The organism is Pseudokineococcus basanitobsidens (assembly GCF_037482545.1).
Classification (GTDB): Bacteria; Actinomycetota; Actinomycetes; order Actinomycetales; family Quadrisphaeraceae; genus Pseudokineococcus; species Pseudokineococcus basanitobsidens.
On record NZ_JBBIAA010000031.1, the window covers coordinates 11,965 to 29,370 of the forward strand.

The following is a 17,406-nucleotide window of genomic DNA, read 5'->3' on the forward strand; positions in this document are numbered from 1 at the left end:
CGCACCCGGTGGGTGCGGCCCTCCTGCGGGCGACCGGACGTCGCCCGGCGCGAGGTGCTCGGCGTCAGCCCTCGATCTGGTCCAGGACGTCGGGGTTCTGCTCGAACCACGCGTCGACGGCCTCCTCGTACTGGCCCTCGCCGTACTCGTTGACGACCATGTTCTCGAGCTCGCCGTACTGCTCGTCGGTCAGCGAGAAGTTGGACATCATCGCGGCGACCTCGGGCATGTCGTCGGAGAAGCCGGCACGCGCGAGCTCGTGCAGGCCCTCGGGGTCGCCCATGGCGCCCTCCGGGTCCTCCAGGTCGCGGACCGGGAACTCCGAGCTCGCCCAGAACGGCCGCCACAGGGTGACGACGACGTCCTCCTCCGAGTCGATGGAGGACTGCAGCTCGGCGAGCATCGCCGCCGTCGACGAGGTCTGGAGCGTGTACTCGTCCCCCAGCCCGTACGTCGGGATGGCGTCGTCCTGGACGACCCCGGTGAGGCCGGCGCCGGGCTCGATCCCGACGATGCGGCCGCCGAACCGGTCCGCCTGGCCCTTGAGGTCGGCGATCGAGTCGACGCCCTCGACGTAGTCGGGTACGGCCATCGTGAGGACGGCGCCGTCGTACCAGGCGCCGAGGTCCTCGATGTCGTCGCCGTACTCCTCCATGTACTTCGCGTGCGTGACCTCGGGCCATCCCGAGGGGTACACGTCGAAGTCGCCGCCGGCGAGACCGGCGTACAGGGGGGCGGCGTCGTTGATCTCCTGGAACTCGACGTCGTAGCCCTGGTCCTCGAGCACGTGCTGCCACACGTAGGCGGTGCTCAGCCCGTCGGTCCAGGACGGCAGGAAGCCGAGGGTGACGGTGCCCCCGCCGGCCGCGTCGGTGCTGCCGCCGGCGGCGGTGTCGGTGTCGTCGCTGCCGCAGGAGGCGACGGCGAGGCCGAGGACGGCCAGGCCGGCAGCCAGGCGGGCGGCGCGGGTGGTGTGCTTCTGCACGGGGTTCCTCTCGTCGTGCGGACCCGCACGGCCCCGGTCGGGGCGGCGCGGTCGTCCACGTCGTCAGGTCGGTCGTGCGGCCCGTCGCGGAGCGGCGGGGGGTCTGGGGAAGGGGGTCAGCTCCCGCCGGCGCCGGCGCCGGCGCCGAGGCGGCGAGAGCGCTGCCGCTCCGCCTCGACCCGCGCCTCGGACGTCAGCCCGTCGTCGTCACCGCTGCCCCCGGGGCCGGTGCTGCCGGAGCCGGTGCTGCCGCGGCCGAGCATCGAAGGGGTCCTGGAGAGGCGGCCGCGGACGGCCCCGGCGGTCCCGAAGGAGGCCGTGAGCCGGTCCAGGTAGATCGCCAGGACGACGACGGACAGCCCTGCCTCGAAGCCGAGCCCGAGGTCGAGCGAGGCGATGGAGCGCACGACGTCGCTCCCGAGGCCCGGGGCGCCGATGAACCCGGCGACGACGGCCATGGACAGGGCGAGCATGATCACCTGGTTGATCCCCGCCATGATCGTCGGCAGGGCGAGCGGCAGCTGGATCCCGCGCAGGATCTGCCGGGGCGAGCCGCCGAAGGCGGTCCCCGCCTCGACGACCTCGGCGTCGACCTGGCGGATGCCGAGCTCCGTGAGCCGGACGCCGGGCGGCAGGGCGAAGATGACGGTCGTCACGAAGCCCGGCACGACGCCGATGCTGAAGAAGGCGACGGCCGGGATGAGGTAGGTGAACGCCGGCATCGTCTGCATGAAGTCCAGCACGGGTTTCACGACGGCGCTGGTGCGGTCGCTGCGCGCCGCCAGGATCCCGACGGGGACGGGGACGGCCGTCGCCACCACGGTCGCGATGAGGATCAGGGCGAGCAGCTCCATGGCGCTGACCCACAGGCCCATGCTGACCACCAGCAGCAGCGCCACCGCGGACAGGACCCCGAAGCGGACGGAGCGCACCGCCACACCCAGCAGCCCGAGCAGGAGGGCCAGGACCACCGGCGGCGGCAGGAGCAGGAGGCTGGTGAAGCCCTCGACCACGGTCGAGGTCGCGGTGGCGAAGCCGTCGAGGACGGGTCCTGCGACGTCCCCGACCCAGTCCACGGCGGCCTCGACCGCGTCGCCGACGGGTACGCGGGGAAGAGGCACGATCTCGTTGACCTCAGCCATGGACGGCCTCCCTCGGGGTGTCGGTGGTCGTGCCGGAGGTGCCGGAGCCGCCGCCCAGGGCCGCGAGCATCGCGGCGGAGGTCACGACGCCGACGACACGGCCGTCCTCCTCGGCGACGACGACGGAGCCGCCGCCGGTCGCGGCGGGCTGCAGCAGGTCGGCGAGCGGTGTCGTGGGCAGCGCCCGCGGCAACCGCTCGAGCTCGCCGTCCACCGGCGCGGGGGGCTCCATGACGTCGGCGGCCGCGAAGACGCGCCCGCGGTCGACGTCGGCGAGGAAGCTGGCGACGTAGTCGTCGGCCGGCGCCCGCAGGATGTCCTGCGGCGTCCCGCTCTGCACGACGCGCCCCTCGCGCATCACGGCGACGGTGCTGCCGAGGCGCATGGCCTCGTTGAGGTCGTGGGTGATGAAGACGATGGTCTGCCCCATCGAGGCCTGCAGTTCCAGCAGCTGGTCCTGCATCTCGCGCCGGATGAGGGGGTCGAGGGCGCTGAACGCCTCGTCCATGAGCATGATGTCGGTGCCGGAGGCCAGCGCCCGGGCGAGGCCCACGCGCTGCTGCATCCCGCCCGAGAGCTGCCCTGGGCGGCTGCCCGCCCGGTCGCCGAGACCCACCATGTCGAGCGCGTCACCGGCCTTGCGGCGGCGCTCGGACCGGTCGACCCCGCGGATCTCCAGCGCGTAGGCGGCGTTGTCGAGCACCGACCGGTGCGGCAGCAGCGCGAAGTGCTGGAAGACCATGCTGAGCCGCTCCTGCCGCAGGCGCCGGAGGGCGTCGGCGTCCAGGGCGGTGAGCTCGGTGTCCCCCACGTGGACGGTGCCCGCGGTCGGCTCGAGCAGCCCGTTGAGCATCCGGATGAGCGTCGACTTCCCCGAGCCGGACAGGCCCATGACGACGGAGATCTCGCCGGGCTCGACGTCGAGGTCGACGTCGACGACGGCCGGGGTGGTCCCGTCGGCGCGCACGGCGGCGATGGGCTCACCCCGCCGCAGGCGCTCGACGGCGTCCTGCGGCCGGGGACCGAAGACCTTGTACAGGCCTCTCGCGGAGACTGCGGGCACGGCGTCCTCTCGTCGGCCCCGCTGCGGCGGGCCGTCGGTCGTCTGTCTTCGTGCAGCGGTGCGCCGGCGCCACGGGGCGCTGCGCAGTCGTGCTGTCGGCGGAGGCGCGGGCCGTGCCCCTTCGGGCGGCTCTCGCGCGCTCGTCACCGCGACGGGGGGCCAGCGCAAAGGTGCGCCGGGATGTTCCCGACGGTAGCCGCGGGGCGCGGGATGGTCGACCTCCACCGGCGCCTGCTCACCATCAGTGATCGGATCGTGACGCAGACCGGACGCAGACGGGTGAAGGGCCCACTCCCTAGGGTGGCGGCATGACGCGCTGGGGGTTCCTCGCCACGGGGGGCATCGCGACGACCGTCGCCGGTGACCTCCCCCTCGTCCCCGGGGCCCGCGCCCTCGCCGTCGCCTCGCGGGACGCGGCCCGGGCCGCCGCCTTCGCCGAGCGGCACGGGTTCGAGCGGTCCTACGGCTCCTACGCCGGCCTGCTGGCGGACCCCGACGTCGACGTCGTCTACGTGGCCACCCCGCACGGCCAGCACCGTGCGGTCACCCGTGCGGCGCTCGAGGCAGGCAAGCACGTGCTCGTCGAGAAGTCCTTCACGACGACGCTCGCCGGCGCCCACGAGCTCGTCGACCTGGCTCGCTCCCGCGGCCTGTTCGCGATGGAGGCGATGTGGACCCGCTTCCTGCCCACGGTCGTGGACCTGCTGGCGGCGCTCGAGGGCGGCGTCGTCGGCGAGGTGCGCCACGTCCACGGCGACCTGGGGTTCCCCGTGCCGCGGGACCCGACCAGCCGCTTCTACGACCCCGTGCAGGGCGGCGGCTCGCTGCTCGACATGGGCGTGTACCCGGTGGCGATGGCCCGGATGGTCCTCGGCCCGGCGTCGCGCGTCGTCGCCCGCGGGACCCTGACGAGCACGGGCGTGGACGCCGAGGCCGCCCTCCTGCTGACGCACGCCTCCGGCGCCACGGCGACGACGCTGAGCACCATCACCGCGCGCCCACCCCGTCGGGCGGTCCTGTCCGGCACGGACGGGCGCGTGGAGACCGAGGGGGCGCTGCACGCGCCGGACGCCTACGTCGTGCACCGCCCGGACGCCGAGCCGCTGCGGGTCAGCCGCGGTCGCACCGGCCGCGGCTACGTCCACATGCTCGAGCACGTCCAGGACTGCCTGGCCCGGGGGCTCACCGAGAGCCCGCTGTGGCCGCTGTCCAGCACCCTCGAGGTGATGGAGGTCCTCGAGGGGGCGCTCGGCGACCTGGGCGTCCGGATGGACGACGACCGACCGATGCCCTGAGGCGCACGGCCGTACCGGGGGCTCAGCCGGGCGGGTCCACCAGCTCCGGGCGCCCGAAGAGGTGGCCCTGGCCGAGGTGCACGCCGAGCTGCACGAGGTGGTCGCGCTCGGCGACGGTCTCGACGCCCTCCGCGAGCACCAGCGCGTCCGTGCTGCGGGCGAAGCCGACCAGGGCGGCCGCCATCGCCGACCCCGCGCGCGAGCGCTCGACGCCCCGCACCACCCCGATGTCCAGCTTGACGACGTCGGGCGCGAGCTGGACGACGTGCCGCATGCTCGCGTAGCCGGCCCCGGCGTCGTCGACGGCGAGCAGGAGGCCCCGCTCCCGCAGGGGGCGCAGGACGGCGAGCAGGGACGTGTAGTCCTCGACCGGCGCGTGCTCGGTGAGCTCGAGCACGAGGTGGTCGAGCGGACCGGCGCCGAGGAGCCGGGTGAAGGCCGGGGTCAGCACCGTGCCCGGGGACGCGTTGACGGCCAGCCGTCCGGGCCGCCGGCCGACGTGCCGCAGCGAGGCCTGCAGGCACATCAGGTCGAGGCGCCCCTCGGCACCGCCGCCGGCTGCGCGGGCGAACCAGCGGCTCGGCGCCTCGTGCGGCGCCGGGAACCGGCTGAGGGCCTCGGCCCCGACGGGGCGGCCGTCCCGGAGGTCGACGACGACCTGCAGCGCCGTCCGCGGGCCGCCGTCCGCCTCGAGGGCGTCGAGCTCGGTGAGCAGCCGCCGGCGTCCGTCCTCCCGGCGGTCCTCCTCCTCGACGAGGTCCATCACGACCCCGCCGATGCTGCGCAGCACCTCGGCGTCGCGCGGTCGCAGGCGGTGGTCCGCCTCCAGCGAGTGGGCGCACAGGGTGCCGTACAGGCGCCCGTCGGCGCGGTGCAGCGGGACGCCGACGTAGGCGCCCACGTGGCGCTCCCGGGTGACGGGCAGGGGGGAGGTCACCGGGTGCGCCGCGGCGTCGGGGACGACGTTCTCGAGCCGGCCGTCCAGCAGCAGCTCGCAGTAGGTGCCGGAGAGGGGCTCGTGGTCGCCCGGACGGGCGGGCATCGGAGCACGCGCGGCGATGTTGCGGAAGCTCCGCCTGTCGCCCTCGAGGCGCGTCACGTACGTGGCGTCCATGTCGAGCTGCTCCCGGACCAGCTCGAGCAGGGCGTCGACGCTCGACAACCGCGTCCCGTCCACGACGGGGTGCGACGCGGCGGCGCGGGCCGCGGCGCCCGGCCGCGCCCGCGGCCTGGTCCCACGTGCCGCCTTGTCGGCGTACATGGCGGCGTCGGCCACCCGCCAGGCCGCGTGGAGGTCGTCGTCGCCGTTCCGGGCGCCGACGCCGATGGACGCCTCGATCCCTGAGCGGGCCAGCAGGTCACGGACCTGGCGGGCGACCTCGCGGCCCTCGTCCGGGGAGGCCTCGACGAGGAGCAGGCCGAACTCGTCGCCGCCGAGGCGGGCCAGCAGGTCGCTGCCGCGCACCCGTTCGCGCAGCAGGTCGGCCGTGCGGCGCAGCAGGGCGTCCCCCGCCGCGTGGCCGTCGGCGTCGTTGACGTGCTTGAGCGCGTCCAGGTCGAGCACGACGACGCAGGCCTGGGAGGCGTAGCGGCCGGCGCGCGCCTCCTCGGCGGCCAGCGCGGCGTCCCAGGCCCGCCGGTTGGCGACGCCCGTCAGCGCGTCCGTGGCCGCGGCGGACTCGGCGCGCTCCCGGCGGCGCACCTCGCGCGCCAGCTGCAGCTCGTGGTCCAGCAGGGTCCCCAGCAGCCCGGCCTGCACGCGGACGCTCGGCATCGCGGCCTCGAGGTCGGCGCCCCGCTCCTGCGCGCCCGCCGCGCACAGGGTGCCCAGCAGCCGGCCGTCGGGCGCGTGCAGCGGCACGCTGAGGTACGAGCGCGCCTCGATCCCCGTGGCGTCGCGCATCCGCGCGTAGCCGGGGGCGTCGTCGACGACGGGCGCCACCTGCGGCGCGGAGCCGTCGACCATCCGGGCGCAGAACGTCTCCTCCCACGGGCGGACGAGGCCGGTGCGGTTGCCGAAGGCGTCGTCCTCCGCCGTCGCCAGGACGACGTAGTCGTCGCCGCGCCGGCGCGCCACGAGCCAGGAGTCCATCCCGACCCGCTCCCGGAGGTCCTGCAGGGCGGCCCGCGCGGCGGAGGTGAAGTCGCTGATCGTGCCGTCGACCGCCGGCCGGTCGAGCCCGGGCAGCCCCTCGGGAGGTGTCTCGTCCACGGACGGGGACGCCCCTCCGCCGGCCGCGTCCCCGGTCCCGCTCACGTCCCTCACGCCTGTCGTCCTCGGCGTCCGCGGCCCGGCGCTGGAGCGACGCGGCTCACAGCCGACCCACCTGCACGACCCGGACGACGGCGGCGCCCTCCTCGTCGCTCGCCGGCAGGTCGACCTCCGCCGAGAAGCCCCAGTCGCCGTCACCCGCGGGGTCGGCGAAGACCTGGCGCACGTGCCAGGTCTCCGGCTCCTTGCGCCACAGCAGCATCTGCGGGCCGCGGGCGTCCGCGCCCGTCCCGATCTCCTCGTGCTCGGCGTGGTAGGCCTCGAGCTGCTCGGCCCACGCGGCGGCGTCCCAGCCCGTGGCCGCGTCCAGCTCGCCCAGGTCCCCGGTCCGTCGCAGGGCGGCCAGCTCGACCCGCCGGAAGAGCGCGTTGCGCACCATCCGGGTGAAGGCGCGCTCGTTGCCGGTCACGGGGCGCGTGGGCGCCGTCGGTGCCCGTACCTCGGTGACCGCCGCGTCCACGCGCTCGGGGTCCGTGAGGTGCTCCCACTCGTCGAGCAGGCTCGAGTCGACCTGCCGCACGAGCTCGCCGAGCCACTCGACGAGGTCGACGACGTCCTCGGTGCGGGCCTCGGCCGGCACCCCGGAGCGCAGCGAGCGGTAGGCGTCGGTGAGGTACCGCAGCACCGCCCCCTCGGCCCGGACGAGGCCGTAGAAGGAGACGAGCTCGCGGAAGGTCATCCCGCGCTCGTAGAGGTCGCGGACGACGGACTTCGGCGAGAGCACGGCCCGGGAGGCCCACGGGTGGCCCTTCGCGTAGGCCTCGAAGGCGGCCTCGAGCAGCTCCTCGAGCGGCTTGGGCCACGTGACGTCGTCGAGGAGCTCCATCCGCTCCTCGTACTCGATCCCCTCGGCCTTCATCTGCGCGACGGCCTCTCCGCGGGCCTTGAACTGCTGGGCCTGCAGCACCGCGCGGGGGTCGTCGAGGGTCGCCTCGACGACGGAGAGCACGTCGAGGGCGAAGGTGGGTGACGCCGGGTCGAGGAGCTCGACCGCCGCCAGGGCGAAGGTCGACAGCGGGTGGTCCAGGGCGAAGCCGCGGGGCAGGTCGACCGTGAGGCGGTACCGGCGTCCGTCCGGCTCGGGCTCGTCGAGCCGCTCGACGACGTCGGCCGCGATCAGCGCCTTCGTGATGCCGACGACCTCGCGCACGTGCCGCCGCTGGCGCGCCCGCGGCTCGTGGTTGTCGAGCAGGAGGTGGCGCATCGCCGCGGCCGGGTCCCCGGGGCGCGCCAGGACGTTGAGCACCATCGACGTCGAGACGGCGAAGGTCGGCCGCAGCGGCTCCGGGTCGGCGGCGACGAGCCGGTCGAACGTCGCCCGGGTCCAGGCCACGAAACCCTCGGGCGGCTGCCTCCGGGTGACCTTGCGCCGCTTCTTCGGGTCGTCACCGGCCTTGGCGAGCGCCTTGAGGTTCTCGACCTCGTGCTCGGGCGCCTGGACGACGACGGTGCCGGCCGTGTCGTAGCCCGCTCGTCCCGCCCGGCCGGCCACCTGGTGGAACTCGCGGGCGGAGAGCAGCCGCGTGCGGGTCCCGTCGTACTTGGACAGCGCCGACAGCAGCACCGTGCGGATCGGCACGTTGATGCCGACGCCGAGGGTGTCGGTGCCGCAGATGACCTTGAGCAGCCCGGCCTGCGCGAGCTGCTCCACCAGCCGGCGGTACTTCGGCAGCATCCCCGCGTGGTGGACGCCGATGCCGTGCCGCACGAGGCGCGAGAGCGTCTGCCCGAAGCCGGTGGTGAAGCGGAAGCCGCCGAGGAAGGCGGCGATCTCGTCGCGCTCGGCGCGCGTCGCCACCTGGGCGCTCGTCAGCGCCTGCGCCCGCTCCAGCGCCGCCGCCTGCGTGAAGTGGACGACGTAGACCGGCGCCTGCCGGGTCTCCAGCAGCTCGGCGATCGTCTCGTGCACCGGCGTCGTCGCGTAGTAGTGGTGCAGCGGCACGGGGCGCTCGACGGAGGCGACGAGCGCCGTCTCCCGGTCGGTGCGCCGGGTCAGGTCCTCGCGGATCGGCGTGGTGTCGCCGAGCGTCGCCGACATCAGCAGGAACTGGGCGTGCGGCAGCTCCAGCAGCGGCACCTGCCAGGCCCACCCGCGGTCGGGGTCCCCGTAGTAGTGGAACTCGTCCATGACGACCGTGCCGATGTCGGCCTCGGGGCCCTCCCGGAGGGCGAGGTTGGCGAGGACCTCGGCGGTGCAGCAGATGATCGGCGCCCCGGCGTTGACGCTGGCGTCGCCGGTGAGCATGCCGACGCGCTCGGCGCCGAAGACCGCGCACAGCGCGAAGAACTTCTCCGACACGAGCGCCTTGATGGGAGCGGTGTAGAAGGACCGGCGTCCCTGGGCGAGCGCGAAGGCCTGCGCACCGGTGGCGACGAGGGACTTGCCCGACCCGGTGGGCGTCGACAGGACGACGTTCGCGCCCGTCACGAGCTCGAGCAGCGCCTCCTCCTGGTGGGGGTAGAGCGACAGGTCCTGCCCGGCCGTCCACCCCGAGAAGGCGGCGAGCAGGGCGTCGGGGTCCGCGCCCCCCTCGGCGGCGGCCGCCCGCAGCGGCTCCAGCGCCGCGACGAGGTCGGGTGCGGGGCGCTCGGGCGTACCCGGCTCGCGGGCGCCGTCGGCGGACTGCGGCACCGCTGCTGCGATCGTCATCCTCGCCAGGATCCCACCACCGCCGCCGCGGCGGCACGGTGGGTCACGACCCGGTCACGGCGAGTCGTGGGGCCGCCTCACACGAAGGCGCCGTACCCCGTCACCGCCCGGCCGACGACGAGGGTGTTGACCTCGCGGGTGCCCTCGTAGGAGTAGAGCGCCTCGGCGTCGGCGACGAAGCGGGCGACGTGGTGCCCGGCGAGGACGCCGTTGCCGCCCATGACCTCCCGGGCGCGGGCGACGACGTCGCGCATCCGGGAGGTGCAGAAGGCCTTGGCCATGGCGGCGTGCTCGTCCCGGCGCTCGCCGGCCTCCTCGAGCTGGCACACGCGCACGACCATGCCCAGCGAGGCCGTGACGTCCGACAGCATCCGGACGAGGTGGTCCTGGACCAGCTGGAAGGACGCCAGCGGGCGGCCGAACTGCTCGCGCTCGCGGGTGTAGGCCAGCGCGTGCTCGTAGGCGCCGAGGGCCACGCCGACGGACTCCCAGGCCACGCCGCCGCGGGTGCGCCGCAGCACCTCGTTGGTGTCCCGGAAGCTGCTCGCGCCCTCGAGGCGGTTCGCGTCCGGGACGCGGCAGCCCTGCAGGGTGATGTCGGCGTTCTCGACGGCGCGCAGAGCGGTCTTGCCGCGGATCGGCGTCGCCGTGAACCCGGGGGTGCCCTTCTCGACGAGGAAGCCCTTGACCTGGCCGTCGGCGACGTCGCGCGCCCACACGACGACGACGTCGGCGAAGCAGGCGTTGCCGATCCAGCGCTTGGCCCCGTCGAGCACCCACTCCTCGCCCTCGCGCCGGGCGCTCGTGGCGAGACCGCCCGCGACGTCGGACCCGTGGTCGGGCTCGGTCAGGGCGAAGGCGCCCACGGCCTCGCCCCGTCGCATGGCCGGCAGCCAGCGGGCCTTCTGCTCCACCCCGCCGCAGACGGCGAGCGTCCCCATGACGAGGCCGTCGTGGACCCCGACGAGGGTCGCCGTCGAGGGGTCGACGCGCGCCAGCTCCATCCGCAGCCACCCGGTGAGCAGCGTCCGGCGTGCCGGCTCCTCGTCGGAGTCGACGCCGAGGCCGAGCAGGCCCTCCTCGGCGAAGCGGGGGACCAGGTGGCGCGGGACCTCCTCGTCCAGCCACCGCTGGTTCGCGCCGGGTGCCACCTCGGCGTCGTAGAACTTCCGCGCCCGCGCGACGAGGTCCCGCTCGTCGTCGGTCAGGAGCTGCTGGTAGCCGAGGAAGTCGGCGGTCAGCAGGTCGGGGGACATGGGGGGCCGCGGGTCTCGCGTGCTCATGGGTGCCTCTCCTCGTCGAGTCGACGAGCGCATCGTGCGCCACCACGTCGGCGGGGCGCCAGGCGGGGGCGCCGGCGTCCTCCGTCCGGGTCCTCCGTCCGGTCCGCCCCTCCGGGTCCTCCGTCCGGTCCGCCCCTCCGGGTCCGCCGGCGGCCGCCGCGCGGGAGCCGTCGGCTGTCGGTACCCGTCGTTACGCTCCGACAGGTGAGTGCCGCCCCGCCCCCCCGACCCTCCTCGCGGGCCGGTGCGCGGCCCGCCGCCCCGCGCCGCGGACGCCCCTCGACGTCGGAGGCCGGGGAGGTGCCGGCCGAGCGGCTCGCCCCCCGGCGACCCACCGCGGTGCTGCCCCCGGGTGGGGTCGACGGCGCGGTCGACGTCCTGTGGGTCGTCTCGGCGGCCACGGCCGCGGTCGTGGTCGCCCCGTCGCCGCCGGCGGCCGGCACCGGCCTCGCCCTCGTCCTGGCCCTGCGCCTCGCCGTCGTCCCCCTGCTCCCGGTCGCCGCGGCCGCGCGGCGGGAGGCGCTCGCGGCGCGCGCCGGGCGCGCTGTGCGGGCCGCGGTCGCCGTCCTGCTCGTCGTCGCGCTGGGCCTGCCCCCCGTCGTCGGGGCGGTGTGGGGCCCGCTGCTCGTCGCCGTCCTGGTGGGGGTCGCGGAGGCCGCCCGTCCGCCGGCCCACGGCGGCGCGGTGGGCGGCGTGCGGCGCCTGCTCGCCGCGGCGCTGCCGGCCCTCGCGGCGGCGCTCGTCCTGGGCGCCCTCGGGCGCGGGCTCGACGCCGTCACCGGTGTCCTCGCCGCGCCCGCCCCGGCCGTGCTCGCCGTCGCCGTCGTCTCGGGGGTCCTCGCGGTGCGTGCCCGCGACGCCGTGCCGGCCGCAGCCGCGGGCCTCGCCCCCCCACGACCCTCGACGGCGGCGCTGCGCGCGGTCGTCGGGACGGCTCCCGGCGCCGCCCGGTGCGCCGCCCTCCTGCCCGTCCTGGTCGCGGCCGGGCTCGCGCCGCTGCACGTCGTCGGGCTCTCGGCCGGGGCGGCGGGCGCGGCGCTGGTCGCCCTCGCGGTCGCCGGTGGTGCGCTCCTGGGGGCGGCGGGGGCCCTGCGGTGGCCGGCCGCCGGGACGTCGCCGGGCACGGTCCTCACCCTGTGCGCCGGCGTGTCGGGCGCGCTGGTGCTGCTCGCCGCCCCGGTCACCGACCTCGTGCTGGCGGCCGTGCTCCTCGCCCTCGCGGGTACCGCGGGCTCGGCCGCCGTCGTCGCCGCGGGCCGGGTCGCGACGGGGCCCCCGCCGACCGGCAGCCGGGAGGCGGAGGGGGTCGTCGTCGCGCTCGTCGTCGTGCTGTCCGCGGTCCTCGCCGGGACCGTCGGCGGTGTCGTCGTGCCCCTCGGGTCCGCGGGCAGCCTCGCCGTCGACGGCGCCGGCGTCGTGATGCTGCTCGTCGGGCTCGCGTCGGTCGTGACGGCGGTCGTCGTCGTCCGAGCCCTGTCCGACCGCCCGGAAGGACCCCTCGTGCCGGTCCTCCTGCGGGGCGACGGAGCGGGGGCGGGCGACCGGGCGGTACGCGACGGCTCCGCCCGGCGTGGTGACCCGTCCGGCCCGGGCCGGGCGTCGTCGCCGACGCTCCTGAGCGCCGTCCCGGCCGCGCCGCACGGGCTGCCGGGGGTCCTCGTCGCCCTCGAGGGCGGCGACGGCTCCGGCAAGTCGACGCAGGCGACCCGCGTCGGGAGGGCGCTCGAGCGCCGGGGCGCCGAGGTCGTCCTCACCGGCGAGCCGGGCGGCACCCCGCTGGGCGTGCAGGTCCGGGCCCTGCTGCTGGACCGGGGCGGGGCGCCCGTGACGCCCCGGGCGGAGGCGCTCCTGTACGCGGCGGACCGCGCGTCCCACGTGGCCGAGGTGCTGCGTCCGGCCCTGGAGCGCGGCGCCGTCGTCGTCACGGACCGCTACGTGGACTCCTCGTTGGCGTACCAGGGCGCCGGGCGGTCCCTGCCGCGCGACGAGGTCGGCGCCCTGTCGGCGTGGGCCGCCGAAGGGCTCGTGCCCGACCTCGTCGTCGTCCTCGACGTCGACCCGACGACGTCGTCCGCCCGTCGTCGCGGCCGGGGCGCGGACGACAGGCTCGACGCCGAGCCGGACGCCTTCCACCGGCGGGTCCGTGAGGTCTTCCTCGACCTCGCCCGCGAGGGAGGCTCCCGCTACGTCGTCGTCGACGCCTCGGCTCCCGTCGAGGAGGTGACCCGGCGGGTCCTGGAGCACCTGGTGCCGCTGCTGCCGGCGGGGCCACCTCCCCCCGAGCCGGCACGGGCCGTCCCGGACCCGGTGGCGCGCGAGCAGCGCCGGGCCCCGGTGCAGGAGCAGGGCCCGGTGCAGGAGCAGGGCCCGGTGCAGGACCAGACGCGGGCGCAGGACGAGACGCTGGTGCCGGACCAGACGCCGGTGCAGCAGCAGGTCCCGGTGCGGGAGACGGCACCTCCGCGGGACGCCGAACCGGGAGGGGGAGCGGCCGCGCAGGAGCAGGAGCGCGCGGACGTCGAGGCCCAGGCGCGGGAGGCCCGGGAGCGGGAGGCCCGGGAGCGGGAGGCCCGGGAGCGGGAGGCCCGCGGGGCGGAGCAGGAGCGGGTGGCGCGGGAGGCCCAGGAGCAGCGGCGGCGGGAGGCCGCCGCGCAGGAGCGGCGCGAGCGGGAGGAACGCGGGCGCGCCGACCTGCGGGCGCAGACCTCCGTGCGGTCGGCCGAGGCCGCGGTCGCCGTGGCGCGGGGCATGGGCGACGCCCGGCGGCCCGTGCAGAACGCCGTCCTCGCGTCGTCCGGGGCCGCCGTGGCGGGTCGGACGACCTCGTCACCGGACCCGCTCCCCGTGCGGCTCCCCGAGGAGCGCCTCCAGCAGCTCCCCGACGCCGTCCGGCGCTCGGCCGTCGACGCCGCCGACGCCCAGCGCGACGCGCGGGTGGAGGCGCTGCAGCAGCTCCGACGCCGGGAGCGGGAGCGGCAGGTGGAACGCCGGCGGGCTGCCGAGGAGCAGCGGGCCGCCGAGCGGCGGGAGCGCGAGCGGGCTGCCCGCGCCGAGGCGGAGCAGGAGGAGCGTCGTCGGGCGGAGGAGATGGCGGTCCGGGAGGCGCAGGAGGCACGGGTCGAGGAGCAGCGCCGCGCGGCCTCCCGCCGCCGTGCGCACACCGAGCAGGTCGAGCTCGACCGTGCCGCGGGCGCGACCGGGGCCCGGGGAGAGGCGCGGGAAGAGGCCCGGGAAGAGGCCCGGGAAGTGGCCCCGGGAGAGGTCCGGGAAGGGAGCCGCGAAGGAGCCCCGGACGCGGCGCCGCGGACGGCGGAGATGCCGGCGGTCGACCCGACGGGGGACCAGGCCACCGACCCGGCGGACGGGCGCCCCGCTCTCCACGAGCTGCAGGCGGCCGACCGCCGCCGGCAGGCCCAGCAGCGGGCGCGCCGGCGTGCGGCTGCCTCTCGCCGTCGGGCGGAGGGGGACGCGGCGTCCTCGCCCGTCCGCGCGCCCTCGGACGGGCCCCTCGCCGACGAGCTGTTCTCCATGCAGGAGCAGTGGACCGACCCGCCGGGCGAGAGCGGCGAGGCACCGGAGCCCGGTGCGCCCGACCACGAGGACGGGCGCAGGTGAGCGTCTGGGACGACCTCGTCGGTCAGGACGAGGCGGTCGAGGTCCTGCGGCGGGCCGCCCGACCCGGGAGCCGGGGCCTCGCGCACGCCTGGCTCTTCACCGGACCCCCGGGCTCCGGTCGCTCCGTGGCGGCGCGCGCCTTCGCGGCGGCCCTGCTCTGCGAGACCGGGACGGGGTGCGGCGAGTGCCACGCCTGCCGGACCGCCGTGCAGGGCACCCACGCCGACCTTCGCGTCGTGGCCACCGAGCGTCTGACCCTCGGCATCGACGTCGTCCGGGACCTGGTCCAGGCGGCGCAGCGCCGGCCGTCCACGGGCCGGTGGCGGATCGTGCTCGTGGAGGACGCCGACCGGATGCTCGAGCGCACCACCAACGTGCTGCTGAAGGCGATCGAGGAGCCGCCGGAGCGGACGGTCTGGCTCCTGTGCGCGCCCAGCCCGGAGGACGTGCTGCCCACCATCCGGTCGCGGTCCCGGTCCGTGCGGCTGCGCGTCCCGCCCCCCGAGGACGTCGCGCGGCTGCTCGTCCGCCGCGACGGCGTCGACCCGGCGATGGCCGCCTACGCGGCGCGCGCGGCGCAGAGCCACGTGGGCCTCGCCCGCCGCCTCGCCCGCGACGAGGGCGCCCGCACCCGGCGGCGCGAGGTCGTGCGGACCCCGTTCGAGCTCCACGGGACCGCCGACGCGGTGGTGCGGGCGGGAGACCTCGTCGACGTGGCCACCGAGGAGGCGACGTCCTCGACCGCGGAGCGCGACGCGCGCGAGCGCTCGGAGCTGCTGCGCACCCTCGGCGTCGAGCCGGGACGGACGGCGCCGCCCGCGCTGCGCGCCCAGGTCCGCCAGCTCGAGGAGGACCAGAAGCGTCGGGCGACCCGGCTCCGGCGCGACGTCCTCGACCGCGCGCTGCTGGACCTGCTGTCCGTCTACCGCGACGTGCTCGTCCTCCAGCTGGGTGCGGGCGTCGAGCTCGTCAACACCTCCATGGCGGCGGACCTCGCGGCGCTCGCCGGGCGCGACGGGCCGGATGCGACCCTGGCGCGCATGGACGCGGTCGGCCGCGCGCGAGAGCGCATCCAGAACAACGTCAACCCGCTCCTGGCCGTCGAGGCGCTCTGCGTCGAGCTCCTCCCCGCGGCTGCGGACGCGGCGTGAGGCCGCCGACCCCGTCCGCGGTCGCCTCCACCTGGCGCCGACGTCGACGTGCTGCCGTCGGCGCGGCGGCCCTCGTCGCGGTCGTGGTGCTCGCGGGGTGCTCGGGCGCGCCGGAGCCCGAGGGCGGCGAGGCGACGGAGCTGCCGTCACCGGGACCCGTGACGCAGACGGCGGGCGAGCCCGCCCAGGACCCCGCCCTCGCCCGCTTCTACGACCAGGAGCCGGACTGGGTCCCCTGCGGCGAGGTCCTGGAGTGCACGACGGTGACCGTCCCCGTGGACTACGCCGACCCCTCGGGCGACGTCCTCGAGCTGGCCGTGTCCCGGGTCCCGGCGGCCGACGACGACGAGCGCGTCGGAGCACTCGTCGTCAACCCCGGCGGCCCCGGGGCCTCGGCCGTCGACTGGGTGGGGGCGGACGCCTCGGCCGTCGCCGGTGAGGACGTCCTCGAGCGCTACGACGTCGTCGGTGTCGACCCGCGCGGGGTCGGTAGCTCCGACCCCGTCGACTGCCTCGACGACGCCGAGCTCGACGCCTACCTCGCCGAGGACGTCGAGACCTCGACCGCCGACGGGCTGGAGGCCGCCGAGGACCGTGCGCGCACCTTCGCCGCCGGCTGCGAGGAGGACGCCGGTGCGCTGCTCGGGCAGGTGGGGACCCCCTCGGCCGCGCGGGACCTCGACGTCGTCCGTGCCGCGCTGGGGGAGGAGCGCCTGTCCTACCTCGGCAAGTCCTACGGGACCCTCCTCGGCGCCGAGTACGCCCGCGTCTTCCCCCAGCGGGTCGGGCGGTTCGTGCTCGACGGCGCCCTCGACCCGGCCAGCACGGCCGCGGAGGTGGCAGTGGGCCAGGCGCGGGGGCTCGAGGGGGCGCTGCGCGCCTTCGCCGAGGCGTGCCTGGACGGGGACGTCGACGGGTGCACGCTCGGCGACGGCGACGGCGACGGCGACGGCGACGGCGACGGCGACGTGGACGCGGCGCTGGAGGAGGTCGCCGACCTCGTCGCCTCGACCGAGGACGCCCCCCTCCCGACCGCCGACCCGGACCGGCCGCTGACCCGTCCCCTCGCCGCGACCGGCGTGGTGGCACCGCTCTACGAGGACCAGTACTGGCCCCTGCTCGCCCAGGCCCTGGCGCAGGCGCAGGACGGGGACGGCACCGCGCTGCTCGCGCTCGCCGACGCCTACGCCGGTCGCACGGAGAGCGGCAGCTACGCGAGCAACCTCCTCGAGGCCTTCACCGCGGTGACCTGCCTCGACTACCCGGCGACCCCGGTCGACGCGGCCACGCAGGACGCCCTCCGGACGCAGCTGGAGGAGGCCGCGCCGACCTTCGCCGGGCTGCTCGTCGGCGAGGACCCGACCTGCGCGGTGTGGCCGGAGCCGCCGGTCCGCACCCCGTCCCCGGTGGAGGCGCAGGGCGCTCCTCCCGTCCTCGTCGTCGGCACGACGGGTGATCCGGCGACCCCGTACGAGTGGTCTCGCTCCCTCGCCGACCAGCTCGACCGGGGTCGCCTCCTCACCTACGAGGGCGAGGGCCACACGGCCTACCTCCGCGGTTCCGGGTGCGTCGACGCCGCCGTCGACGCCTACCTCCTGGACGGCCTCCTGCCCGGGGTGGGGGCCGTGTGCCGTGAGTAGGACCCGCTACCAGGGGTGACGTCCGCCCGGTCTGCGGGGTTTGATGATCCGAACGCCGCGCGTCGCCCGTCCGGGTGGCCACGTCACCGAGGAGTCAAGATGAGCGCTCACGTCCCCGACCACGCTTCCATGACCACGAAGAGCACCCACCGCCCCGTCCGCCGCGTCCTCACCGCCCTCGCCGGTGCAGCCGTCCTCTCCGCCTCGCTCCTGGGCACCGCCGGTGCCGCGTCCGCGGCGCCGGCCCCGAAGAGCTCTGCCAGCACGGACGCGTTCCGCTGGGACGCGAAGACCGCCGGCAAGGGTGACG

Annotated in this window: 10 protein-coding genes and 1 pseudogene; 5 read left to right on the plus strand and 6 right to left on the minus strand. The window is 76.6% G+C overall.

Annotation, left to right across the window (positions count from 1 at the left end):
- Positions 1-64 precede the first annotated feature (64 nt).
- From WDZ17_RS15625 to WDZ17_RS15635, 3 genes are all read right to left on the minus strand, one after another.
- Positions 65-985: a glycine betaine ABC transporter substrate-binding protein gene (locus WDZ17_RS15625; RefSeq protein WP_339576109.1), complete on the minus strand. Its 921-nt coding sequence runs from the start codon at positions 983-985 to the stop codon at positions 65-67.
- A gap of 116 nt (positions 986-1,101) precedes the next feature.
- Positions 1,102-2,127 carry an ABC transporter permease gene (locus WDZ17_RS15630; RefSeq protein ID WP_339576110.1) on the minus strand — a complete coding sequence of 342 codons (1,026 nt, stop codon included), beginning with the start codon at positions 2,125-2,127 and terminating at the stop codon, positions 1,102-1,104.
- Positions 2,120-3,190, minus strand: coding sequence for a quaternary amine ABC transporter ATP-binding protein (locus tag WDZ17_RS15635; protein WP_339576111.1), 1,071 nt, complete (start codon positions 3,188-3,190; stop codon positions 2,120-2,122). The genes WDZ17_RS15630 and WDZ17_RS15635 overlap by 8 nt, the downstream gene beginning before the upstream one ends.
- A 308-nt stretch (positions 3,191-3,498) precedes the next feature.
- On the opposite strand from WDZ17_RS15635, the gene WDZ17_RS15640 reads away from it, so the two are divergent.
- Positions 3,499-4,485, plus strand: a complete 987-nt coding sequence (locus WDZ17_RS15640) for a Gfo/Idh/MocA family protein (protein WP_339576112.1) — start codon at positions 3,499-3,501, stop codon at positions 4,483-4,485.
- 22 nt (positions 4,486-4,507) lie between these two features.
- On the opposite strand, the gene WDZ17_RS15645 is transcribed toward WDZ17_RS15640, so the two are convergent.
- The 3 genes from WDZ17_RS15645 to WDZ17_RS15655 all read right to left on the minus strand — a co-directional run bounded on the left by WDZ17_RS15645 (position 4,508) and on the right by WDZ17_RS15655 (position 10,690).
- Positions 4,508-6,751, minus strand: a complete 2,244-nt coding sequence (locus WDZ17_RS15645) for an EAL domain-containing protein (RefSeq protein ID WP_339576113.1) — start codon at positions 6,749-6,751, stop codon at positions 4,508-4,510.
- Positions 6,752-6,797: 46 nt separating this feature from the next.
- Positions 6,798-9,407, minus strand: a complete 2,610-nt coding sequence (locus WDZ17_RS15650; protein WP_339576114.1) for a DEAD/DEAH box helicase — start codon at positions 9,405-9,407, stop codon at positions 6,798-6,800.
- A 77-nt stretch (positions 9,408-9,484) separates the two neighbouring features.
- Positions 9,485-10,690, minus strand: coding sequence for an acyl-CoA dehydrogenase family protein (locus WDZ17_RS15655; RefSeq protein WP_339576115.1), 1,206 nt, complete (start codon positions 10,688-10,690; stop codon positions 9,485-9,487).
- A gap of 204 nt (positions 10,691-10,894) precedes the next feature.
- Here WDZ17_RS15655 and tmk point away from each other — a divergent pair, with 204 nt between their 5' ends.
- From tmk to WDZ17_RS15675, 4 genes and pseudogenes are all read left to right on the plus strand, one after another.
- Positions 10,895-14,305 (plus strand): dTMP kinase, encoded by a 3,411-nt coding sequence (gene tmk / locus WDZ17_RS15660; RefSeq protein WP_339576116.1) that lies wholly within the window; start codon positions 10,895-10,897, stop codon positions 14,303-14,305.
- Complete coding sequence (locus WDZ17_RS15665; RefSeq protein ID WP_339576117.1) at positions 14,302-15,456, plus strand: DNA polymerase III subunit delta'; 1,155 nt, start codon at positions 14,302-14,304, stop codon at positions 15,454-15,456. Before tmk ends, WDZ17_RS15665 begins: the two co-directional genes overlap by 4 nt.
- Complete coding sequence (locus tag WDZ17_RS15670) at positions 15,453-17,096, plus strand: alpha/beta hydrolase (RefSeq protein WP_339576118.1); 1,644 nt, start codon at positions 15,453-15,455, stop codon at positions 17,094-17,096. The genes WDZ17_RS15665 and WDZ17_RS15670 overlap by 4 nt, the downstream gene beginning before the upstream one ends.
- A gap of 99 nt (positions 17,097-17,195) precedes the next feature.
- Positions 17,196-17,406, plus strand: a pseudogene (locus WDZ17_RS15675) (hypothetical protein); the annotation flags it as partial.

Excerpts from the sequence above, each read along its gene's own strand:
- WDZ17_RS15655 (WP_339576115.1), bottom strand. The coding sequence starts at position 10,690 with ATGAGCACGCGAGACCCGCGGCCCCCCATGTCCCCCGACCTGCTGACC.
- WDZ17_RS15650 (WP_339576114.1), bottom strand. The coding sequence starts at position 9,407 with ATGACGATCGCAGCAGCGGTGCCGCAGTCCGCCGACGGCGCCCGCGAG.
- WDZ17_RS15630 (WP_339576110.1), bottom strand. The coding sequence starts at position 2,127 with ATGGCTGAGGTCAACGAGATCGTGCCTCTTCCCCGCGTACCCGTCGGC.
- WDZ17_RS15640 (WP_339576112.1), top strand. The coding sequence starts at position 3,499 with ATGACGCGCTGGGGGTTCCTCGCCACGGGGGGCATCGCGACGACCGTC.